Source organism: Allorhizobium sp. DMC15 (genome assembly GCF_056314065.1).
On sequence record NZ_JBQUZB010000004.1, the window covers coordinates 462,581 to 485,076 of the forward strand.

Annotated in this window: 14 protein-coding genes and 1 tRNA gene; 4 read left to right on the forward strand and 11 right to left on the reverse strand. The window is 64.2% G+C overall.

What is annotated here, in order from left to right; all coding sequences use genetic code 11:
• Positions 1-23 precede the first annotated feature (23 nt).
• Both ACT53S_RS19845 and ACT53S_RS19850 read left to right on the forward strand, forming a co-directional pair.
• On the forward strand, positions 24-665 hold the full coding sequence (locus ACT53S_RS19845) for a DNA-3-methyladenine glycosylase family protein (RefSeq protein ID WP_476068230.1): 642 nt from the start codon (positions 24-26) through the stop codon (positions 663-665).
• Between the two features lie 173 nt (positions 666-838).
• Positions 839-1,396: an HNH endonuclease gene (locus tag ACT53S_RS19850; RefSeq protein WP_113378264.1), complete on the forward strand. Its 558-nt coding sequence runs from the start codon at positions 839-841 to the stop codon at positions 1,394-1,396.
• Positions 1,397-1,469: 73 nt separating this feature from the next.
• Here ACT53S_RS19850 and ACT53S_RS19855 read toward each other — a convergent pair whose 3' ends face one another.
• Both ACT53S_RS19855 and ACT53S_RS19860 read right to left on the reverse strand, forming a co-directional pair.
• Entirely contained in the window at positions 1,470-1,985 is a 516-nt protein-coding gene (locus tag ACT53S_RS19855; RefSeq protein ID WP_476068231.1) for a disulfide bond formation protein B, read from the reverse strand.
• Between the two features lie 11 nt (positions 1,986-1,996).
• Complete coding sequence (locus tag ACT53S_RS19860; protein WP_476068232.1) at positions 1,997-2,578, reverse strand: YqaA family protein; 582 nt, start codon at positions 2,576-2,578, stop codon at positions 1,997-1,999.
• Between the two features lie 180 nt (positions 2,579-2,758).
• Between ACT53S_RS19860 and ACT53S_RS19865 the strand changes: the two genes are divergently transcribed.
• Positions 2,759-2,843, forward strand: a tRNA-Leu gene (locus ACT53S_RS19865).
• A gap of 201 nt (positions 2,844-3,044) precedes the next feature.
• Here ACT53S_RS19865 and ACT53S_RS19870 read toward each other — a convergent pair.
• The 7 genes from ACT53S_RS19870 to ACT53S_RS19900 form a co-directional block, all read right to left on the reverse strand.
• Complete coding sequence (locus tag ACT53S_RS19870) at positions 3,045-7,151, reverse strand: tandem-95 repeat protein (protein ID WP_476068233.1); 4,107 nt, start codon at positions 7,149-7,151, stop codon at positions 3,045-3,047.
• 139 nt (positions 7,152-7,290) lie between these two features.
• Positions 7,291-8,310 (reverse strand): alginate lyase family protein, encoded by a 1,020-nt coding sequence (locus ACT53S_RS19875; protein WP_476068234.1) that lies wholly within the window; start codon positions 8,308-8,310, stop codon positions 7,291-7,293.
• A 110-nt stretch (positions 8,311-8,420) separates the two neighbouring features.
• Positions 8,421-9,671, reverse strand: a complete 1,251-nt coding sequence (locus ACT53S_RS19880) for a tetratricopeptide repeat protein (protein ID WP_476068235.1) — start codon at positions 9,669-9,671, stop codon at positions 8,421-8,423.
• Entirely contained in the window at positions 9,655-12,432 is a 2,778-nt protein-coding gene (locus tag ACT53S_RS19885; RefSeq protein ID WP_476068236.1) for a hypothetical protein, read from the reverse strand. Before ACT53S_RS19885 ends, ACT53S_RS19880 begins: the two co-directional genes overlap by 17 nt.
• 65 nt (positions 12,433-12,497) lie before the next feature.
• Positions 12,498-15,236 (reverse strand): tetratricopeptide repeat protein, encoded by a 2,739-nt coding sequence (locus tag ACT53S_RS19890; RefSeq protein ID WP_476068237.1) that lies wholly within the window; start codon positions 15,234-15,236, stop codon positions 12,498-12,500.
• Entirely contained in the window at positions 15,233-16,339 is a 1,107-nt protein-coding gene (locus ACT53S_RS19895) for an alginate lyase family protein (RefSeq protein ID WP_476068238.1), read from the reverse strand. The genes ACT53S_RS19890 and ACT53S_RS19895 overlap by 4 nt, the downstream gene beginning before the upstream one ends.
• On the reverse strand, positions 16,332-19,841 hold the full coding sequence (locus tag ACT53S_RS19900) for a NosD domain-containing protein (protein WP_476068239.1): 3,510 nt from the start codon (positions 19,839-19,841) through the stop codon (positions 16,332-16,334). The genes ACT53S_RS19895 and ACT53S_RS19900 overlap by 8 nt, the downstream gene beginning before the upstream one ends.
• Between ACT53S_RS19900 and ACT53S_RS19905 the strand changes: the two genes are divergently transcribed.
• Complete coding sequence (locus ACT53S_RS19905) at positions 19,840-19,977, forward strand: hypothetical protein (RefSeq protein ID WP_162750562.1); 138 nt, start codon at positions 19,840-19,842, stop codon at positions 19,975-19,977. The genes ACT53S_RS19900 and ACT53S_RS19905 overlap by 2 nt on opposite strands.
• On the opposite strand, the gene ACT53S_RS19910 is transcribed toward ACT53S_RS19905, so the two are convergent.
• Both ACT53S_RS19910 and ACT53S_RS19915 read right to left on the reverse strand, forming a co-directional pair.
• Positions 19,952-21,361: a mannose-1-phosphate guanylyltransferase gene (locus ACT53S_RS19910; RefSeq protein WP_476068240.1), complete on the reverse strand. Its 1,410-nt coding sequence runs from the start codon at positions 21,359-21,361 to the stop codon at positions 19,952-19,954. The two genes, ACT53S_RS19905 and ACT53S_RS19910, sit on opposite strands and share 26 nt — an antisense overlap.
• Positions 21,358-22,485, reverse strand: a complete 1,128-nt coding sequence (locus ACT53S_RS19915; protein WP_476068241.1) for a PilZ domain-containing protein — start codon at positions 22,483-22,485, stop codon at positions 21,358-21,360. Before ACT53S_RS19915 ends, ACT53S_RS19910 begins: the two co-directional genes overlap by 4 nt.
• Positions 22,486-22,496: the final 11 nt, after the last annotated feature.

Genomic DNA, 22,496 nt, shown 5'->3' on the forward strand with positions numbered 1-22,496 from the left:
AGCCTGGGAAAAGGGGAGGGGCGATGATCATTCGCAACGAGGCCGATCTGGCGGATGGGTTGACCGTCCTTTTGGAGCGGGACCCGCGGCTCGCCCCGATCGCGGAGGCCTGTGGGCCGCTGCCGCTCCGGCTGTCGCCGCCGGGTTTCGCCGGGCTTGCCTCGATCATCGTGTCGCAGATGGTGTCGCGGGCCAGTGCAGACGCCATCTGGCGTCGGATGACGGGGGTCCTCGGGCTCCGGCCGACGGCGGAGGACTTTCTCGGCCTGCCGGCGGAAGTGGTCGCTACCTTCGGCCTGTCGCGCGGCAAGCTCGTTGCGCTGGAGGCCGCAGCGAAGGCCGATCTCTGCGGGCCGCTCAGGCTCGACGAGCTGACAATGCTGCCGGCCGAGCAGGCGATGGCAACGCTCACGGCGCTGAAAGGGGTCGGGCCGTGGACGGCGGAGGTTTACCTGATGTTCTGCGGCGGCCATCCGGACATCTTTCCGGTGGGAGACGTGGCACTGAGGATCTCCGTCGGAGCGGTCTTTTTCGAGGGCAACCGGCCGACACCGGAGGTCGTGGCGGGCGTGGCGGAGGCCTGGGCGCCGGTGCGCTCGGTCGCGGCCCGGCTGTTCTGGGCGCATTATTCGGGCCTGACGGGCCGGGTTGCCCTGCCGCGTTGAGGGGCGGTCTGGCACGGGCTGCAATGCCTACAAAGCCTGGCAGACAAGGGCGAGTGGCTGGGGAAGCGACCGCGATAAAGCGACGCGGTCGCTTCCAAAAATTCAGGCTTCACAATGCTGTAACAACGGACCTAATATAGAAGGGCAGATGCCGAATCGATCAGGAGTACGCCTTGACGATTGCAGTTTCTCCCCAGGCCCTGCCGGCGCTCGTCCTGAATGCCGACTACCGGCCACTGAGTTATTATCCCTTGTCGCTCTGGTCCTGGCAGGACGCGATCAAGGCGGTCTTCCTCGACCGTGTGAACATCATCGCCGAGTATGATCACTCCGTCTGCTCGCCGAGCTTCTCGATGCGGCTGCCGAGCGTGGTCAGCCTCAAGACCTATGTGCAGCCGACCCGTAACCCGGCGTTCACTCGCTTCAACGTGTTCCTGCGCGACAAGTTCGAGTGCCAGTATTGCGGCTCTCCTGATGACCTGACCTTCGACCACGTCATCCCGCGTGCCCATGGGGGCGAGACGACCTGGGAGAATGTCGTGGCGGCCTGCTCACCGTGCAATCTGCGCAAGGGCTCAAAGTTGCCGAAGCAGGCGCAGATGTTCCCACATCAGAAGCCCTATCGGCCGACGGTGCAGGACCTGCACAACAACGGCCGGCTGTTTCCGCCGAACTATCTGCACGAAAGCTGGGTCGACTATCTCTACTGGGATACCGAATTGCAGCCTTAAGATCTCGGTGGCAGGCTCTTAACCCGGCATCCTTGGACGCGACCGGCGGCTGAACCGCCGGTCTTTTTGGGGATCAGGCTACCCGCTTACGGAAAACGCCCCAGATGGCGATAGCGGCGAGAGCCGCACTCGTCAGCACGTTCCAGCCGGCGAAGGAAAGGCCGAGCACGCGCAGCGTCGCTTCGGTGCAGGACGGTGCCTTCGTGGCGTTCAGCGCGTCGAGCACGTTGACCGGCGTATCGCCGCCCGTGGCGCCGATGGTGCAGCTTGCGGGGCCTTCCCAGAACTTCCACTCGACGCCCGAATGGTAGATGCCCAGGCCCATGCCAACCAGCATCAGCACGGCAATGGTCACGAACAGCAGTTTCGTGACGATCGGCGGCAGGCGCAGGATCGAGGAGAGGACCGCGACAACGCCGACGCCGATGCCGATGTAATAGGGATTGCGCTGCATGAGGCAGAGCGCGCAGGGGATATAACCCCCGATATGTTCGAAGCCGAGGGCCGAACCGACAACCAATGCCATGCCTGCCGTCAGCAGAATGGCAAGAGATGTGTCGGAGTTCAGGAAGGAGCTGTTGGTGTTCATCGCGATGACTTTCAGAGGATGACCTTGACCAGGTAGAAGCCGCCCAGGAGCAGCGCCATGAAGAGGGTAAAAAGAAGGCCGAGATATTTCTCGATGAAGATCCGGATCGGCTCTCCGTAAAGCTTCAGCAGGAAGGCCACCAGGAAAAAGCGGGCGGCGCGGCCGATGATGCTGACGACGGTGAAGGTAGCGAAATTCAGGCCCGTCGCACCGGAGAAGATCGTCAGCACCTTGTAAGGGAAGGGCGTGACGGCGGCAAAGAGCACGCCCCAGCCACCCCAGGTGTTGTACCACTGTGCCACCTGATCGAAGGCGTCTTCCTTGCCGTAGAAGGCGAGGATCGGACGGCCGATCGTCTCGAACAGGAACATACCAATGGCATAACCGAGGAAGGCGCCTAGAACGGATGCGAGGGTGCACACCACTGCCAGCCGCAGCCAGCGGTCACGCCTGGCGATCACCATCGGGATCAGCAGCACATCCGGCGGGATGGGAAAGAACGAGCTTTCGATGAAGGAGACGCCGGCAAGGGCCCTTTCGGCATGGCGGGTGCCGGCCAGTGACATGGTCCAGTCGTAAATGCGGCGCAGCATGAAGAAATCCGTCGGCGAAATGTTCCCGCTTCTTATGGGACTGCACTGCACCTGTAAATGCCGCGTTGGTTTCAGGGCAATTGGGACGGGAACTTTCGCGTGATGCCGGTTTGGCCAAAAAGGCGGTTGACCGCAGCCCAAGCCTTCGTATAGTCCGGCGCTGTCACCCGACGCTCATGTGCCCCGTTGGCGGAATTGGTAGACGCGCCTGACTCAAAATCAGGTTCCGAGAGGAGTGCTGGTTCGATTCCGGCACGGGGCACCATCATTTTTCCCGCACACATTTTCTGCACGAGATTCAAGGCAATCCTTGCTCAGTCGACCTGTCCCGGTTTCCGCATATCGTTGCTCGGTCGGCATGCCTCTCGCCGCTGGTGCTCAACCCATGACGGAACCACCGGCCGGCCGCTTAACGACCGTCCGGTGGCTCTTTGCTGATCGATACCGGTTCGCTCCGGCCCGGCGCTTACACCAGCGTTGTGTCCTCGACGACGAAGTCGAGATAGGTCATGGACAGGCTCTTCGAGATCGTGGCGAACTGGATGGCGGCTGCGCCGCCCGCGCCATCAGCATCGTAGAGCAAGGTGCCGGCGGTCTTGTTGTAGATGATGTGGTCGTTCGCATCGAGCGCCTGGGTGCCGGTGACGAACTCCGCGGCCGAGAGCTGGCCTGTGGCGAGAGCGGAGAAGATCGCCTTGTCGAGCACGATCGTATCGTCCACCACCTTGAAATCCTTGATGGAATCGACATTCGAGGAGGAGAGCGCCGTTGAGAACACGAAACTGTCCTTGCCGTTGCCGCCGGTCAGCGAATCCTTACCGAGGCCGCCGTCGAGACGGTCGTCGCCATTGTTGCCGGTGATTGTGTTGGATGCCGCGTTGCCGACCAGAACATTGTTGAACTCGTTGCCCTTGAGCGAGACCGAGGATGAACCGGTCGCCTTGAGATATTCCACCTCAGAGCCCGTCTGCAGCGAGAAGGACGAGGCGGTGAAGACGCGGTCGTATCCCTCGCCGACGACCTCGATCACCTTGTCGCCGGATGTGTCGACGTAATAGGTGTCGTTGCCGCCGTGGCCATACATGGTGTCGGAGCTCTTCAGGCCGTCAATCGTGTCGTTGCCGGAGCCGCCATGCAGGATGTTGCTGCTGTTGTTGCCGATGATGGTTTGGCCGCCCGTCGGCGCGGTGACGGAAATGGTGAAGGTCTGCGGGGCACTGGCCGCGCCCGAGGGATCAACCGCCTTGTACTGGAAGGCGAAATCGCCCGTGGCTCCCGAGGCCGGCGTATAGGAGAAGCTGCCGTTGGGATTGAGCGTCAGGCCGCTCAGCCCGCTCACCAGGGCGTAGCTGATGGCATCACCGTCGATATCCGCGCCTGTCGGAAGGCTGCCTGTAATTACGGTGTTGGTCTGGCCGCTGGTTGTATTGCCGGTGCCGGAGGCCGTCGGCGCATCGTTGACCGGCACCACCGTGATGGTGAAGGCCTTCGTGGCGCTCTGGGCACCCGAGGGGTCTTTGACCGCGTAGTTGAACGTGACCGTGCCATTGGCATTGGCGGCTGGCGTATAGGAGAAGCTGCCATTGGCGTTCAGCGTCAATCCGGCGAGGGTGCCGACCTGAACGTAAGTCAGCGCATCACCATCGACATCGCTGCCGGCGGGAATGTTCCCGATGATGGTCGTGTCTTCATTGCCGGAGGTGGCGTTGCCCGTTGCAGCGGCGGTCGGGGCGTCGTTGACGGCGTTGACCGTGATGGTGAAGGCCTGGGTTGCGCTCTGGGCACCCGAGGGGTCCTTGACGGCATAGTTGAAGGTGACCGGAACGTTGGCATTGGCCGCAGGCACATAAGAGAAGCTGCCATTGGCGTTCAGCGTGAGGCCGGGAACACTGCCGACCTGGACATAGGTGAGCGCGTCGCCATCGACATCGCTGCCGGCGGGAATGGTCCCCGTGATGGTCGTATCTTCATCGCCCGATGCCGTGTTGCCGGCTGCGGCGGCGGTCGGCGCATCGTTGATCGGATTGACGGTGATGGTGAAGGTCTGGGCCGCACTTTGGGCACCCTTGGCATCCACCACCACGTAAGAGAAGTTGACGGGGCCGTTGGCGTTGGCAGCCGGCTGGTAGGAGAAGCTGCCATTGGCGTTCAGCGTCAGACCGGAGACCGTGCCGACCTGCAGATAGGTGAGGGCATCGTTTTCGGCGTCGCTGCCGGCCGGCACGGAGCCGGTGATCAGGCTATCCTCGTTGCCGCTCATGCTGTTGCCGGTGGCCGATGCCACGGGTGCCGTGTTCTGCGGGATCACGACGTCCGTGCCGAAGCCGTAGTCCTCAGCGGAGAAGGCGACTTCGCCGATCGGGGTCTTGATGCGGAAGGTCTCGGTGTAGCTGCCGTCCTGGACCATCCAGTTGCCGCCGCCGAGATCGACCAGAACGGCTGCGGAGGAGAAGCCGGTGAAGACGATCGAATCGCCAAGGGCGGCGCCGTTACCCGTGAAGTCTTCGATGACATCGCCGGCGAATTCGCCCTTGCGCAGAATGAAGGTGTCGTTGCCAGCGTCGCCATACAGCTGGTCGGCGCCGAGGCCGCCTTCGATGAAGTCGTCGCCATCCATGCCGTGGAGCTTGTTGACGCCGTCATTGCCCTTGATGACGTTGGCCAGTTCGTTGCCCGTGCCATCTCGGCTGAGCGTGCCGGTCAGTGTCAGATTTTCCAGATTGGCACCGAGCACATAGGTGAGAGAGCTGACGACGGTGTCGATACCCTCGCCGGCAAGTTCGTTGACCACGTCGCCGGTGTGATCGACGTAGTAGGTGTCGTTGCCCTTGCCACCGGTCATATTGTCGGCGCCGGACTTGCCGTCGAGCACGTTGTTGCCGTCATTGCCGATCAGCACGTTGGCCAGAGCGTTGCCGGTGCCATCGAGATTGCCGGTGCCGAGCAGGACGAGTTTTTCGACCTCCGTGGCGAGCGTGTAGCTGACCGTGCTGTAGACCGTGTCATAGCCGCCCGCGCCGAGATTGTCCTTTTCGACGATGGTGTCGCCGACATTGTCGACGAAATAGGTGTCGTTGCCATCGCCGCCCTGCATCTTGTCGGCGCCGAGACCACCATCCAGGATGTCCTCGCCACCCAGGCCTTCCAGTTCATTGTCGAGTGCATTGCCGACGATGTCGTTTGCCAGCGCATTGCCGGTGCCACGGATTGCGGTGCCCGTGAGGAAAAGGTCTTCGACATTGGCCGAGAGGGTGTGGTTCAGCGAGGCGATGACGGTGTCATGGCCGGCATTGAGCTGTTCCGTCACCACGTCGAGCGAATGATTGACGATATAGATGTCGTCGCCGCCCAGGCCGGCGAAATTGTCACCACTCGCCGTCCCATAGAAGATGTCCGCACCTTCGGTGGCGGAATGGGGCGGGATGAAGATGTCGCCGCTGACCTGCCCGGTGACGGTGTTGCCATAGACGATGGTGCCGGAGGGATTGTCGGCGGTCGAATTGGTCGATTCCTCGCGGATACCGTAGCGTGCCCGAACGGCGCCATCTGAATAGATGAAGTTGTCGTAGATCTGGGTGCCTTCGGAATAGTAGATGCGCGAAGGTGTCACTGCGGTATCCACGCGCAGGCGGATGTTGATCTCGTCATAGACGCCGTTGGCTTCCTGCGAGTTGTTGTAGACCGTGTTGTCGTGGATAACCGTGTTGGTGGCGCCTTCGATGCGAATGCCCTGGCGCATGTTGCCGTAAACCTCGGCACCCGTGACCGTGACGTGATCCGAGAGTTTGATCAGGATACCTTCGCGGGCATTGGCGTAATAGTCGCCGCCGATGATCATGATGTTCTCTGGCCAGGGGATGGTGTCCTCCCCTTCCGGGAAGATGTCGCTTCGCTGGGTGACGAGCCCGGCGCCGCCGTTGTCATGGGCGGTGTTGTTTTCCAGCACGAGATTGTTGCTGCTCGTGGTGATGTTGAAGCCGTGGCGGTCGTTGTCGTAGGAGACGTTGTTCCGGTATATGCCGCCCTCGACATAGTCGGCGACGAAGCCGTCCTTGCCGTTGCCGTGCGAGACGCAGTTTTCGACCAGGAGGTCGTAGGTGATCTCATGCGGATTGATGCCATAGGCGGTGCAGTTCGTCACTTCCACGCCACGGATGGTGATATCCTCATGGACCAGCCCGTTGCCTTCCTTCACCCCGGTGATGATGCCGGCCTGATGGTCGATGTTGTTGGCGCGATTGCCGTCGATCGTCAGGTTCTCGATCACCACGTTGCTGGCGTTTTCGTTCACCGGCGTACGGACCATGCCGTTGATGCGGGTGTCGAAGTGGTCGACTAGCTTCAGCACGGTCTCACCCATGCCCGCGCCACTGAGGGTCACGTTGGAACGGACTTCGATACAGCCATCGGAGGAATTGGCCGGGTTGCCGGTCATCAGGAAGGTGCCGGCGGGGATGTAGACGGTGCCGCCCCCTGCCGCATAGGCCGCGTCGATGGCAGCCTGGATGGCTGCGCTGTCGACGGTGTCGTCGTTCGGGGTTGCGCCGTAATCCAAGACATTGAAAATTGCCATGTTTTCCCCATCGCCCCCAGGGCCGTTCACCTCAGTCCCCCGGAGTTTATGAGGGGTGGAAGCGAAAGGATATAAACACAGATCAACGATGGCAGGTTTTATTTGAGTGCAGCGAAATAATATTTGAATTAGTCTGAAATCAGAAGTTTTTTACGTCGCCGGTGGTTCCCATGTCCTCGCGGCGGGGCAGGACGAGGGCCGCCGCTTCAAGTTGGCGGCGGGACGGCATGCGCTGATCCACCCCCGTGCGACGGGCAAAGTCGTGGGCGCTGGCCTCGCCGCGCGAGACGAGACGGTGGAGCCGGGCGAGCCGGTCTTCGCAGGGAAGGGCGCTCGATCCTGCGGCCGACAGGCGGATGGCGAGGCGGGCCAGAGCGCCATAGGCATAGAGGTGATACTCATAGGCGCGCTCGGCACGGGCGAGTTCGAGGGGCAGGTAGCCTTGTGGATCGACCTGGCAGGCGCCGATGGCGAATGCATCCTTCGACCACGAGCGCATGGTCTTCTCGCCGAGGATCTCCGCCAATTCCGCGACGGCGAGGCCGGCGAAATAACGGTGGTTGTTGCGGCGTGCGGTGGGGCCGGCCTGACCGTCATAATAGGCCATGGTCTGGCGGGCGAGCGTGGCGAGCCACGTGCGGATCTCGCTCTGGTCGCGCAGATCCCGGCCACGGGCCTGGAGCGTCATGACAATGCCGGCAATTTCGGATGTGAAGCGGTCACGGCTCAGATTGGCGTCCGAGGTCGCCATGTCGGTCAGCGCGCCGGTCGCGGCCCAGTGGCGCAGGGTGGCGATGGTGCAGGTGGCGGTCTGGGCAATCTGTTCCGGGGTGCCATTGCGGCGGGCGGCGATCGCCACGCTGCGGATGGCATTTGCAACCGGCGCCAGCTCGTTTTCCCGGCGTTGACGGGCCACCGGATCGATCACCGATTTCGAGGCGACCGTCTGGTCGTATTTCGAGATGGTTTCCAGTCGGCGGGGGAGGTGTGGTTGTGCCGCGCAGCCTTGACCGGACGGGGTTGCCGCTACCGTCAACGCGTTGGCGGAAGGGGACCCGGATAGGGCGAGACCCTCCACCGATTGGCTGGCGGCCGGGGCCGCCATTGACAGCACGGCGACGACAGACAGAAAAACACGGCGCGCGGTCTGCAGGGCCAACACGAAACTCCCGAACGGATTTCGTGTCGGTATAAAGACGAAGGTTTACCCTGCACTTAATTCACAGCTGAAAATACAGTCCAAATGGGCTTTTTCTGTCCCGAAACAGTTTAATTCCTGGCGGTTTCGACAATTTCTCGAGCATCCGCGACGGTTAGAGGGCCGAATTGCTTTGCGGCCTGGGCGGCGCGTTTGTTGCCGCCGGCCGCAGACAGGACGAGATAGGCCCGGGCGAGGTCGTGCCGTGTGGTGTCGCTGGCATCGCCCAACAGGACAAGGGCCAGCCGATACTGGGTTTCCGGATCCCCGGCGCGGGCGGCTACTTCCATATAAGCCAGGCCCTTTTCGCGCATCTCGCCTGATGTGGTTGCGCCAAAGAGATAGTGGGTGCCAAGGGCAAGGTTGGCGGATGGCACGCCGGCTTGCGCCTTTTCCTCAAGGAAGGCCAGGATGCGGTCCGACAGCGGCGGCTGGGTGACGGCGAGCATCCGGCCGAGGCCCTCATAGGCATCCGTATCCTTGGTTTCTGCGGCCTGAAGGTAGAGGTCGACGGCCTTTGCCCGGGCGAGGTCCGTCCCGTTTTCCTCGTAGTGGCGGGCGAGGAAGATCGTGGCGCGCGCATTGCCCTTGTCGGCAAGCGGTTGCAGCCATTCGAGCAGTTTTTCGTCACCGTTCTCCATCGATCCGGCCAGGCTTCGATAGGCCCCTGCGGCGTTCAACTGGCCGCTCTTGTCGAGCGATACGGCGCGTTCCAGCCAGTAAAGGGCCAGTTCAGGTTCTTCGCGACCGGGATGCATCAGGGCCTTGCTGATCTCGAGCATCTTGCGGCTGCGCTGATCGGACGGCACCTTGGCCAGCAACTGATTGGCGCGCTTGGTGTTGCGCTGGACGCCCCAACCCAGGGCATAAGCCAGTGCGGCATTCTTCGAGGCGCTGAGATTGCCGTTGGCGCCGCCCTTCGCATACCAACTCGCCGCTTCCTTGGGATTTTTGGCCCCGCCGATGCCGTATTGCAGCAGGATTCCATAGGCGTTGGCGGCAGCGCTCGATCCGCGCATGGCCTCGCTGCGCAAGAGCGGGCGCATTTGGGCGGCAGCCTTGAACGAGCGTGGTCCGATCCGGACGATGGCACGGGCGACCTCGCGGACGGCGGTGCGATCGCCGCGCAGGGCGGCCGGCAGGTTTTGGCGCAGCATGGTTTCAGGGCCCGCTGCGATCGCGGGGCTCGCCACCGGGGCAGAGAGGACGAGGGTGAAACCGAGGCCGAGGGCGAACACCGTGCTGAGCAACCGGGAAGCCACGCGGCGCAGCTGCCCTGCCGGCATCGCGGATGCAGCCTGAAACTTACTGAACGAAACCATTTTCAAGTGCCTTCTGATGCCAGGTTTTTGCGGATTTCGGATCGGACTCGACACCGAAGCCGAGGTCGAGGGCGATGGCATATTGGAACATGGCTTCCGGATCGCCCTGTTCGGCAGCCATGCGGGTCCAACTGGTGCTCTTGGCGGCCGACACCTTTCCATCGATGCCGGAGGCATGGAAGCGGGCGAGGATCTTCATCGCCGCGACGTCCTTGCGCAGGGCGGCCTCTTCGAGCAGGTGGATGCCTTCATCGCGGTCGGCGCCGCTCTGGGTGGCGAGCAACATGCCGAGACTGCGCAAGGCCGTGACATTGCCGGCCTCGGCCACTGATCGGAGGGCCGTCACGGCCTCCGCATCGGTTCCGCCGTTTGTCAGACGCGCGAGTTCCGGTACGGCCGTCTGCTCATCCGCGAGCGCCGCGCGGCGATACCAGTCGATCGCTTCGGCGCGCCGGCTTCCGAGCTTGCCACCGTCATAGAGCCGGGCGAGGGCCAGTGTCGCCTTGCCGTAACCGGCTTCAGCGCTTTTCAACAGCAGGCGCGCGGCGCGTTCGGCATCGTCGGCGGCCGGCGGGGCGATGCCGAGCACGGTCTGGGCAAGGACGAAGATGTGGCGGGGCGAACGGGCGGTCGCCACCCGTTCTGCCGTGATCAGAGCGGCAGATGCTGCCTTGTCATCGCCGAGCAGGCGATGAAGTCTCGCCTTTTGCGCCAGCGCGTCGATATCGCAGAGAACGACGGTTTCGAGGCCGGTCGCGACGCGTCTCAGCACAGCCTGATCCGTGGGCAGCGCCGCGAGAGCCTCCGGATTGCCGCGCTCCGCGGCCCGGATGAGCCACTCGCTGCCCTTTGCGGCGGTGGCCTCGTCCGTTGGGGCAAGATGTGCGAGCATCAGCATGGCGTCTGCATTGCCGGCATTCGCGGCGCGCTCCAGGCGCAGGCGGATGTCCGGATCGGCAGCGCTTGCCCCATTGACCTTTAGGCGGTCGCGGACAATCTCGACATCGGCGGAGGGGTCGAGGCTTTGCGCAAGCGTCTGCAGCAGGTCGTTGCTGCGGCCGGCATCGTCTCCGAGGCGGCCATTGCGCAGCGCCTGAACGAGCGCGAGACGTCCAGCGATCATGCCGTCACCGGGGGCGCCGGCTGCCTCGATCAAATCTGCGGCCGCTTTGGCCCCCTTCTTGCCAGCATCCTTGCCTTCGCCCAGGATCGCGGCGGCACGTTCGACCATGGCGATCCGATCGCCGAGGCCGGCGGCCTGTTCGAACAGGGCCGATGCCTGCGCCTTGTCGCCGGCGTCACTTGCCAGACGGGCAAGCTTGCGCAAGGCCAAGGGATTGCCGGCGGCGGCGGCCTTGCGCAGCAGCGCCGGCTGGTCGAGGCCGGTGTCCGGCCGGCAGGCGGCGATGTCGGCAAGCGCCGTGGTTCCCAAGGTCGATCCCGCAGCCTCGGCGTCGCGCAGGTGGGCGATGGCCGGCTCAATGCCCCCGCCAGACTTCAACAGGTAACGGCCATAAATGGCGTCTGCGTCGGGTGTTCCGGCGGCCAGGATGCGCTCGTAGACGTCCTTCGCCTTTTGCGGGTCCGGTGCGGTGCCCTGGCCCGAGAGCACGGCATTGCCGAGGATGTCGAGCGTGAAGATCGAGACGTCGGGGCGGGCGGCTGCCTTCTGCAGGACGCCCTGAAGGGCGGCAAAATCGGCCGTGCCATTGTAATCGCCGCGATGCAGGCGGGCCGCGATGAGGAAGGCATTCGGATCACCGTTTGCCATGCCGATCTCAAGCCGGCGGCGGAGATCCTCGGTATCAAGGCCTGCCGTCAGATCCTGTTCGGCCAGGGCTGCGAGACCGGTTACCGAGCCGGCCTCGACCGCCTGCGCCCAGTATCGGCGCGCGGCTGCGGGATCGGCTTCCACTCCACGTCCGGCCGCATAGGCGCGGGCCAGTTTTTCCAAGGCATTGCGATGTCCGGCCTTGGCCGCGACCTCGAACCAGGCGATGGCCCGTTGCGGTCCATCGGTCAGGTTCTGGTCGAGAAGGAACTGCCCGACTTCAGCGGCCACGGCACAATCGCCCGAAGCCAGCGCGGTCTGCAGATTGATCGTGGCGAGATTGGCGAAATGGGCCGCCGCCCCCTCGAACGGGGCAGGCAGGGCGCCACCGGCATACAGCGCAGAGAGTTCGAAGGCGGCCATCGGCTCGCCAAAACCGGCGGCGATCCCGAGATAACGCGGCGCATCGCTCAAGGGAAGATCGGGAAGTTCTCCACGTGCAATCAGGCGCCCGAGCGAAAGGGCGGCATCCGTTTCCTGGGAGGCCGTGGCTTCGACGAGAAGGGTCGCGGCGCGTTTGCGATCTTGCGATCCGGCCCGGTCGTCGAGCAGCAACAGTGCCAGGCGGCGCCTGGCCTCCAGCGAACCGCCCGTGCCTTCAGAGACGAGCATCTCCAGCATGCGCCGCGCCAGTGGGAGATCACGTGCAACTTCGCTGCCGCCGTCGACGAAGCGGATCGCATCGGCGAAGATCTGCTGTTGGGAGACGGGAACCGGGCCACCGGTCCAGCCCTGCCAATCGAAGGCGAGTGGGGCGGGGACCTCCGGCTTGCGGCAAATGCGGCTGTAATCCAGTGCCGGCGGTGTGGCAGGATAGGGCAGGGCCTCTATCGCTGGCGCGGCAGCGTGGACACGCTCACCCAGGCCGGCGGTAGCCATGACCACGGTCGCGAGCATCATTCCGAAGCGGCGGATACGAAACCCTTGCATGTGCTATCCTCCAGTCGCGTTGCGTGTGTGTTTTCGTCTTGATCGTGCGGTCGTCTGCTCAGATTTCAGTCTGCCGTGTCGGATACGATCGCGGCCTCCTTGGGCGCGGCGCCTTCGCGGACGGCCTTCAGCGTTCGGGCGGCCAGCAGATTTCCGGATTGTGCCGAACGATCGAACCAGAAGGATGCCTGAGCCACATCCTTGTCGACCCATTCGCCTGTCAGGTAAGCGAGGCCGAGCTGGTAGGCAGCGTTGGGATGATTGCGTTCCGCCGCTTTCTGCAGCCAGGCGATGGCCTGGCGGGTGTCGCTCTGTGCCTCCGGATGCAGCGCAAAGACGCGGGACAATTCGTACATCGCCGCGGTGTTGCCGGCATTGGCTGCGCGCTCCAACCAACCGAGGCCGGCCTCGCGCGACTGATTGAGGCCGTAGCCGTTCAGCAGCATATGGCCAAGCGCGGCCATGGCTTCCTTGTCTCCGGAATGGGCCGCGGAATACATGCGGGTGGCGGCGGCATCGGGACGGATGGCAGGGCCGAAGCCGTTGAGATAATACTCGCCGAGGGCGCGTTCGGCGGCCGAGGAGCCGCGGGCCGCCTGGGCATCGAGAAGCGCCACCGCTTTGCCGGGATCACGACCAGCCGAGGAGAAGGCGAGCCAATCGGCTTCCAGAAGGGTGGCCTTCGGCATGCGCATGCCGCTTTCACTGCGGACATCGGCCACCAGGGATGCGGCCTTGCGGGCGTCACGCTCGACGCCGATGCCGAGCATATAGGCACGGGCGAGCAAGAGGCGGGCCTCGGGGTCCTTGGGGTTGTCGTCAAGCACCTTCTGCAGCATGGCGATGACGGCAGGAACCTTGTCCCGCTGCTTGACCGACGACAGGTAGCTCGCGGCAAGCGCGGTGCGGGCGACCTGGGAACCGGTTGCAGCGGCCTTTTCGAGGATGGAAGACGCCGCAGCCGTCTGCTCCGGCGTGACGGCCATGGATGACTTCAGACGGCCAAGAGCCACGAGGTCGCCAGGCTCCAATTCATCCTGCCGGAGGCTGGTGAGAAGGGCTGCCGCTTCCTGCACGTGTCCGGGAATGCCGGTGGAGAAGAGCAGGGACGCGAGAGCGATCGTATCCGTTGGCGTCTGGACGACCGATTTTGCACGCTCCAGCGTGATGCCATCCAAGGTGTCCTGGCGCAGACGAGCCTGAACCAAGGCCAGACCTCCGCGTGGATCTCCGGCGTCGATCTGTGCGAGATAGAAGCGCTCCGCATCTTCCCACTCTGCGGGATCCCGCGAACCTGCCTGCATGTCGGCGAGTTCCCAGCCGGCGCGTTCGACGGCGCGTTCGCTCGCCCGGATGAACCAGCGCTTGGCAAAGCTGTCGCTGCGCGCAAGCTGATCGCCCTGGCGATAGAGCTGGCCGAGCCGCAGCATGGCCTGACCGACATTGTCGTCAGCCGCCTTGAACAGCAGGCGGATCGCTTGATTGCGGCCGAGCACGGCTTGCGACATGCGGCCATCAAGGGCCAGGGTGGCAATCGTGAAGTTGGAGAAGCCGACACTGACAAAGGGGGTCTTGCGCAGGCTTTCGATCAGGGCACGGGCAACCGCATCGGGCAACGGCCGGCCATTGGCTTCGAGCCATGCATTGTAGGCGAGCGCCGCCACGGTTTTCCCCGCCAGCGCCTGTTTCTCCAGAAGCGGCAGCAAAACCTTGCCGATGACTTCCGCCTGGGCAGAGCGCCAATGCTGGTTGGCGAGATTGGCAAGCGCATCCGAATCGTCCGCGATCGGTTCAAGCGCCGCCATGATCAGCTTTTCGCGTTCCGCGGGCGCACCTTCAAAGGCGAGCGCGATCTTGAGATCGAGGTTCGACAACTCGACTGCTGCCGTGCGCACATCCGCTTCGCTCGCCCGCTGCAGCCACCAGCGGGCCTCCGCGTTCGAGACGGGCATGCCGGTCTCGGCAATGGCCGCGCGACCGAGGGCCAGGGCGGCATTGCGTCCGCCAGCGCGGGCGGCCTGGCGGAAGAGGTCGGCGGCGCGGACGGGATCGGCCTCCACGTTCAGACCTGTGAGATATTGCTCGGCCAACTGCTCCACGGCGGTGACCGGATCGTCTTCAGCCGCCCGCTCCAGCCATTTCATGGCCGTTTGCGGATCGCGCCCGGTCAACAGGCCGTCGGCATAAATGCGGAACAGGGACAGCGCAGCCGCAGCCTGGCCCGCTTCTGCGCGCTGCGTCAGACGGGTGAGCACGGCCCGCTCCAATGTCTCGCCGACCGGGACACCGGCTGCAACGAGGTCGGACACGGCACCGGCACTTCCGAGCATAGCGGCGGCTTCCAGCCGGGGTATCGCCTGTTCGAGCGGTACATGCCGGTTTTCCATCGCATCGACGGCAAGCAGATAGGCGGCGTCGCCGTTGCCCTCGAGCGCGAGCGCCTGCAGGGTCGGTTCAATCTCGGCGAAACCGTCGCCGCCCGACTTGCGCATCAGCAGGCGGCCGAGTGAAACGGTGACGGCGGGCGAACGGTCACCGAGTTCCATCGCGCGGCGATAGGCGGCGATCGCCGCGTCACGATCGGCTTTGCGGATCGGGTTTTCGGCGCTGAAGATGAGGCCGTCACGATAGAGATCGCCGAGATGGCGCTGATCTTCAGCGGCCGTGCTGCGGGAAAGCGTTTCGACCAGAGCCTGCTCCTCTGCGAAGCGAGCGGCTGTGTCCGTTTCCTCGGCCGTGGCTGTGGACGAAAGCAGCCCAAGGACCATGAGGCCAACAGCTAGAATTTGTGCAAGGCTGGTCATGGCTGCCCCCAGAAACATGTCGAATTTCCACCAATGAATTCATCGATCAGCGGCCGCCGTGCCACGATCTGCCGGGAAAAGAGAGCCTTCAGCCGATCGAAGGCGAGGCCCTGGCCGGAGAGGATGGCCGCTTCCGCCCATCCCATGTAGTGTCGCCCGTGGCCGCGCGTATCGAGGAAGCCGAGTTCCAGATTGTGGAAGTCCTTTTCCGGACCCGGAATGTGGTTCTCCGCGGAATAGACGGCGACCAGGATCGGCGATGCAATGCCGTTCATGAGGGCGCCGAGCATGGTGGCGTAGGAGCGGCCATCACGCGAGGTTCGACCGTAAAAATCCCAACCATGGCCGCGGGCCGTCTCGGCGATGACGGTCAGGCTGGACAGGGTCTGGCGCTGGTACCAGAGGGCGCGCGCGCCACGTCTGGCCTCAAGCGCAAGGGTTCCATCCGGCCGGACTTCATCGAGCACGGTGTCATAGCGGGCGAGGCCCTTTTCCATCATGGCCTTGTCGCCGGTCTCGGCGCCCCAGACGGCAAGAACGCTGTCGGCCAGCACCCGATGGTTGTTGTGATCGACATCCCCATCGAAGTTGTGGTCGATCTTGCGGACAAGCCCATCGATCCAGGCGCGCAGGCGGGCGGACCGCTCGGCCTCCAGACCCGGCTCGAGAACGGCATAGGCAACCACCAACGGCAGAAGCTGACGCTTGAGCGCATAATAGGCGTCATTGATCTCTTCCGTTTCAGTGAACGCGCCTGCCTCGGCCCAGCGGTCGATCAGGCCGGCGAGGCGGTTGCGGGCGTCCGCGTCTCCGGCGAGAGCCCGGCCGGAGAGCACCATGACGGCCCAGGAGAAATCCTCGGCGGATGTGTCGGAGCCGTAGCCTTCGGTGGTCGTCAGTTTACGGATCGGCTTCAGCCTGTCCCAGGCTGGATCGATCGCGACAGCCAGGCAAAGCGCCCGGATCTCGTTATAGGCAGGCGTCTGGAGCTTGGCCGCCCGATCCTCGACGTCGAAGAGGCCTGCCCAGCTCGAGGCCGTCGCCGGGAGGGCGAGGCCCAGAGACAGGCAGAATGCGATCACGAGGGAGGTGTGACTAGCCATCCCGTGCCGCCTCGCCGGTTCCGGCCGGTGCCGGGGACAGCATCATGCCGGTGCAGATGTTGTGCTTGCGCGGCGGATGCGGCCAGCCACCGAAATTGCAGCTCTTGACCGCCTCTTCTGGCTCGCAGCTGTCGTCTGTGAGGAGAGCGGATGTCTCGCGCAGGCGCAGAAGGAATGGGGAAAGCTGGCGCAGGTCTCCGGCAAAAATGTTATCGCGCTGGCGGCGATACATGTTCCCGTCCAGCTGAAGCTGGGATGCGCCCGCGACATTGATGGCGTCTGCGTTTTCGGAGAAAACATTGCCGCTGATGACGGCCGTGACGAGCGCCTGATAGGGGTCGAGTTCGAAATTGCGGGCATGGCCTTCCGGCGACTGGCGCAGGTCGGCGATGTAGATGTCGGCACCGCTCTGGGTGTTGGCATCGATGCGGTTGTCATACATGCCGACATCGGCACTGTTGCGGATCTTCACACCGGCGCGGCGGTTGCGGCTCAGGTCATTGGCAGCGGCGATGTTGCATCCGCTCTCGTAGAAGGTCAGGCCATCGCCGTCGTTGGCAACCGCAGTGTTGGCGTAGACGATGTTTCGAACGCTGGTGCGGTCGAGCATGATGCCCGAGCCCTTGTTGTGCAGGGAGACGTTTCCGACGATGAAGCTGTCATCGACCTCGCGGGAGACGATGATCCCGTGCTTCTTCTGCGAGCCGTAGGCGGTGTTGAGCGCGATCAGCAGGTGGCGGGAGCGGTCGTGCGGGTCGATACCGTAGATGATGTTGTCGCGATATTCGTTGCCGATCACCCGGACATGGTCGACCTCGTAGCTGTAATAGCCGTACCGCAGGTTCTCGAAGCTGTTGTCGACGATGTTGCCGGTGGGACGGTTGTCGTCGAAGGCATAGAGCGACTGAACGGCGGCACCGCTGGACTGGGTGAGGCCGAAAGCCTTGCTGCTGTCGTAACCGAGCATGGCCAGCCGGCTGCCGGCGATCTGGATGTCGCTGCCGCCCCAGGCGGTGATGAAAGGACGGAAATTGGCGCGCGTCTTGTCCGTCGCGACGGCGGGGCGGCCGGCAATTTCGTCGTAACCGAGGATTTCGGCATCCTGGACGACGAGGCGCCCGGCAACTGCGATGAACGCGCCGGACTGAACGCCGAGCTTGTAGCGGCTGAACTCCACGCCGGACATCAGGAGCGTTGCGCCGGGAAGAACGATGATCGGAACCCGGACCAGAAGATCATCGCCCTCGACCACGAGCAGGCGGCGGGCCGTTGTTTCCGGAAGGTCGCGCAAGAGGGTTCCCAGGGTGACGACGCCCTTTTCGACGGCAATATAGCGCGGCCAGGTCATCTGCTGGGAAAGCTGAACCTGGTGGATCGCCGCCTCGCCGCCGGTGCTGAGCTTGAAGGCCTCGAGACTGAAGGGGCTGAAACCGAGAATGGCGAGGTGGCCGACGCCGTCGGCAGGGGCGGGAACACGGCCGCGCAACAAGGCGGCGTCATGTTCGAAGATGTCGGGCATCCGTATGCCCGGCAGGGCCCTTGTCGATGGGGCGGGCGCAAAGATCTGATGCCGCCCGATGGTGAAATCGGCCTGCTGGCCCTTTGATGGCGGCGTGGTCGACGCCAAGGGATCGATCTGCGGATCGTTCAGCCATCCCTTGACGTCGAGCGCCTTTGCCCGGACTTCCGCCATGCGGCGAAGGGCCGGGACGCGCGCCTGCCAGGGGAGGTCTGCCACGCTTTTTACAAAGCTCTCGACCTCCCCGTCTTTCTCGAAGGATGCAAAAGCGAGGTCAGCGCTCAGCGTCGCTGCACTGTCGGCCGGAAGACGCTGCAGCCGGTTCCGGGCGGGTTCGAGGGCGCCCTGTTTTACGAGGAGTTCGGCGATCTCGCTTTCGGCTTCACGGCGGGCACTCTGGTCGGTGATCGTGTCGAGCAGACTGTCTGCGCGGGCGAGTTCACCGATCCGGGCAAAGGCCACGGCGATCTCGGCACGGCTGTCGTCGACATCCTTTCCATTGGCGATCAGGGCCACGGCTTCATCGAGGATCTCGCGGGCGGACGCCTTGCCTGATGTGGCGAGCGCGATCTCGATCAGGATACGGCAGCGCGTTTCGTCGCCGGCGGTCTGGGCCAGGTAGTCACGGGCCAGTCCCAGGTCTCCCTTTTTGACGGCGTGCTCGGCCAGTGCTTCCAGCACGCGATCCCGATCCGGCCCAGCATCGATCTGGGCCAGGCTCGCGCTCGCCCCTTTCGCGTCGCCACGCTTGACCAAGGCCCGGGCAATGGCGGAGCGGGCGTAGCTCTGGTCCTGCGGACCCGAGACTTCGGACAGCAGTTCGTTTGCCTGATCCAGCAGGTCATCATCTGCCAGACCTTTGACCAGGCGGGCCATGGCGGAGGATCGCTGATCGCCGGCCGGCAAGGCACCGGCAAGGGTCCGGGCGGGCCCGAATTCCGCAAACGTCGCAAGCGCCGAGACGAGGTTGGCCGTCGCATCGGGATCGTCGAGCTTCATGTCGGCGTTTTGCAGCAGAATTTCGCGCCCGGCCTCGATGTAACCCTGACGACGGAGATCCTTGGCGATGGCGATATCGGCATCAATCCGGGCCTTGGCAGTCAGCAGCAGGGGCACAATCTCACGAGCGCGCAGTGCCTTGCCGCGATCGATGCGGGCGTCGATCAGCTGACGGAGCGCCTTGTTCTGGTCGCGGTCGCGGGACATGGACTTCGCCGTACGCAGAGCCAACCGGTCGTCACCGCTGCCCAGGGCCAACTGCAGCACGCGGTCGAGGTATTCGGCGCGGATGTCCTCGTCGCGGTCGAGAGCCTGCGCGAACATGAGCGCCTGCGCCGTATCCTTGGCAGCCAAGGCAGCTTCGGCGCGGTTTTTGAGGGTTTCGGCCGCAGGATCGGTCATGCCTTCGGCGCTGAGCGCGTCGCGTGCGACCGTCTGGTACATTGCGGCGCGGGTGCGGGCGAGGACGACGGAATTGGTGGCGATTTCAAGAATGCCCTCGGGCAATTTGCCGTTCGGAAACACGAGGACAGCCGCCTGCAGCGCGCCGTCACGGGTTGCATCGCGATCGATGCCGCGCGCTTCCTCGATCGCCAGGGTCGCCAGGCGTTCGGCTTCCTCGCCTTGACCCGTCCTCACATGGGCCGCAGCCAGTGCCGTCCAGCCGGCAGACCGATAGGCGGGGTCGCGAATGGCTTCCAACGCCGCCTTGGCGTCGAGGTCTGCCCGAAGGCCTGCGTCGCCCGGGCCGATCAGGGCGGTCAGAGCCTCGACGAGGCTGAGGCGCAGGATGTCGGGCGTTATCGCCTGGGCGGCGAGATCCTGCAGGACCTTTCTGGCGCCCGTTCCCGGCCGGTCGTCGCGTCCGAGGCCTTCGAGCACGCCGATCGCATCCACCGCGTCGTCCAGCAGACGCACGCGCGCATGGGGGTCACGCTCCGAGTCCAGCTTCACGGTGCTTTCGGTTACGATGGTCCGGGCCATGTCCACTTCGCTCTCGATCGATGCCGAGGCCGGCACCGCCCAGGCCAAGGAGATCGAGAGCAAGACCATTCGCAGTCGGGATCCGGCCGCCGGGGAGGGGAGCGTGGCCATCAGCCCACCTTTCGTTGCTGGCTGAGGCTGTCGACCTCTTCCACGGGCCGCGTGAGGGTCAGAAGCAAGATTGCGGCCTCTTCCCCCGGATTGCTGAGGACCAGTTGCTGGCGCGAGCGGAGATCGAGCCCGAAACCCTGGGTCAGCACCGTTTCGGCGCCGGGTTCTCCGAGCACCGCCTCGCCGGACAAGACCACAAAGCTGGCCGAGGCAGGTGCTTCTTCCTGGTCGAGTTCCAGCGTGGCGTTCGGCAGAATGTCGATGCGCTCGACACGGAAGCCTGGCCCTTCTTCGAGCACGCGGCGGCTTCCGCCCGTCTGCTGCCGCAGCAAATGACGATCGGCTGCGGGGTGGCCGGCTTTCGCCAGATGCTGCGCGATGAACTTCACGTCCTGGGACTGGGCACGCGAGGCCACCAGCACCACGTCGTCGGTATCGACGACGACGATGTTGGAGAGACCGATGACTGAGATCAGACGGCGGGAACCGCTGATATAGCTGCGGCGGACGTCACGCAGCAGGACATCCCCCTTGAGGACGTTTTCCTCGCCATTGTGCTGCCCGGTTTCCCAAAGGGCTTCGAACGAGCCAAGATCGTTCCATTCCGGCGAGACCGGAAGCACACCCAGCCGGGCCGAATGCTCCATCACCGCATGGTCGATGGAGATTTCCGGCGCGGTTGCGAAACTTTGCGACATGCGCAGGCTGTTCTCCGACCGGCTGGCCTCCGCAATGCCCGCGTCGACGGCGGCCAGAACGTCCGGCGCGTGGCTGGCGAGTTCTGCAAGGATGGTGTCGGCACGGAACATGAAGATGCCGCTGTTCCAGGTGTGGCGGCCATCGGCGACGAGGCGGGACGCGTGCTCGAAGTTCGGCTTCTCGACGAAGCTCAGGACTTTGGTGACCTGGCCTTCACCAGCGGGTTCGGCCTCAATGTAGCCGAACCCCGTTTCCGGAGCGGTCGGGCGGATACCGAACAGGGCGATGCCACCCTCCTTGACGAAAGGAAGGGCGGCCAGGTAGGCCTCCTGCAGCCGGTCCGGCCGGCCGATGCGATGATCGCTCGGCACCACCAGCATGACGGCTTCGGGATCTTCGGCCATCAGCACACGGGCGGCAGCGGCAATGGCCGGTGCGGTGGATCGCATGGCAGGTTCGACGAGCACCAGCGGCAGGCCAGCGGGATGGTCGATCTGCTGCAACTCATATCGGACGCGGGGCTCCTGCAGGGTGTTGACGAGCACGGTGGCGCGGCCGAAGTCAGCGTCGCGGAAACGGGCGAGCGTGCCCTGGAACAGCGAATGCTCGCCACCCAAGGTCTGGAACTGCTTGGGTTCCAGGCGGCGGGAGAGCGGCCAGAGGCGAGTGCCCGAGCCGCCGCAGAGTATGACGGGACGGATCCGGGTCATGGCTTGATCTCCTGGGCAACGGCCTGGGCGGCGGATTCAGCGCCGAATGCGCCAGCAACGGCCTGGACCATCCGTCCGATCGTGCTCTCGGGGAAAAGGTCGAAGCGGACTTCGACCGGCTGGCCGAGCATATCCGTCGACAGCGCCTTCTCCGGTGCGATCAGCACGGTGAGCGGATCCCGCGGCAGGTCGGATTGCGACCCGCCCTTGCCCGGCAGCCAGAGGATTTCGGCGTCACTGACATGGGTGCCGTCCGGATAGACCAGCGAGGCTGTCTTGACGCCGTAGAGGCTCATCAGCTTGTTGTCGCTGACAGCGGCCGAGACCACGATCGGCGCGTCCGCCCGCATCAGCCGCACGACGGGATCACCGGTGCGGACGAAATCGCCGCTGGCGAAGCGCTGTTCCGTCTGGACACAGTCACAGGGCGATTCCACCGTGATCGGGTCGCCGACGGCCGGGTTCACGGTGATCAGCGGTTCGCCGAAGGCAAGCTGCGGCTTGTCGTTGATGAAGGTGATGCGGCCCACAGCCGGAGCCGCCACGTTGACGGTCTTGGCGGCAATGCTCGCGCTTTCCGGGCGCACGACATAGAGTTCGTCATAAACATTCGCCGACAGAAAGGCGATCAGTGCCGCGCCGATCGCCGCAACGCCGGCGGTCGACGCCACCCGGCGTCCCATCTGGGAAATGCGGGCGCCGGTGGACAGGCGCGGCGGCGCGGGCACCTGTTTGGAGCGTACCATGTCGGTACGGCGGGCGACATCGAGCACGTCTCCGGCTCTGACCACTTCGCCTGCGATAATCGCGTCGGTCATGTAACTCAACAGGCTGATCTGGCTGTCCTCAAGGGCGCTGAAGACCAGGCTCGTGCGGCCGTCGCTATCGGTGGCGTACAGCACTTCGGCGGGCACGTGAGTGAGGCTGAAATGGTAGCCACTGAAGGGAATGGTGAGATGCGTCATCACTTTCTTGCCGGCTGAGAAGCCCTTGGCATTGATGGCAAAACCATTCATCGACCAGTCGTGCACGTCATATTCGCGTCCGTCGATCGTGGCCTTCAATGGGAGCCCGTAGCGGGGGTGCTGACGCTGCAGTTCAGCTTCGTAGGATATGCCTCTCATGATCGAGACTC

What these genes read in the sequence shown, in the direction of transcription:
- ACT53S_RS19860 (WP_476068232.1), bottom strand. Translation starts at nt 2,578, where the DNA reads ATGCTGCGCCGCATTTACGACTGGACCATGTCACTGGCCGGCACCCGC.
- ACT53S_RS19905 (WP_162750562.1), top strand. Translation starts at nt 19,840, where the DNA reads ATGTCCACTTCGCTCTCGATCGATGCCGAGGCCGGCACCGCCCAGGCC.
- ACT53S_RS19910 (WP_476068240.1), bottom strand. Translation starts at nt 21,361, where the DNA reads ATGACCCGGATCCGTCCCGTCATACTCTGCGGCGGCTCGGGCACTCGC.
- ACT53S_RS19890 (WP_476068237.1), bottom strand. Translation starts at nt 15,236, where the DNA reads ATGACCAGCCTTGCACAAATTCTAGCTGTTGGCCTCATGGTCCTTGGG.
- ACT53S_RS19895 (WP_476068238.1), bottom strand. Translation starts at nt 16,339, where the DNA reads ATGGCTAGTCACACCTCCCTCGTGATCGCATTCTGCCTGTCTCTGGGC.
- ACT53S_RS19855 (WP_476068231.1), bottom strand. Translation starts at nt 1,985, where the DNA reads ATGAACACCAACAGCTCCTTCCTGAACTCCGACACATCTCTTGCCATT.
- ACT53S_RS19845 (WP_476068230.1), top strand. Translation starts at nt 24, where the DNA reads ATGATCATTCGCAACGAGGCCGATCTGGCGGATGGGTTGACCGTCCTT.
- ACT53S_RS19915 (WP_476068241.1), bottom strand. Translation starts at nt 22,485, where the DNA reads ATGAGAGGCATATCCTACGAAGCTGAACTGCAGCGTCAGCACCCCCGC.
- ACT53S_RS19885 (WP_476068236.1), bottom strand. Translation starts at nt 12,432, where the DNA reads ATGCAAGGGTTTCGTATCCGCCGCTTCGGAATGATGCTCGCGACCGTG.
- ACT53S_RS19880 (WP_476068235.1), bottom strand. Translation starts at nt 9,671, where the DNA reads ATGGTTTCGTTCAGTAAGTTTCAGGCTGCATCCGCGATGCCGGCAGGG.
- ACT53S_RS19870 (WP_476068233.1), bottom strand. Translation starts at nt 7,151, where the DNA reads ATGGCAATTTTCAATGTCTTGGATTACGGCGCAACCCCGAACGACGAC.
- ACT53S_RS19900 (WP_476068239.1), bottom strand. Translation starts at nt 19,841, where the DNA reads ATGGCCCGGACCATCGTAACCGAAAGCACCGTGAAGCTGGACTCGGAG.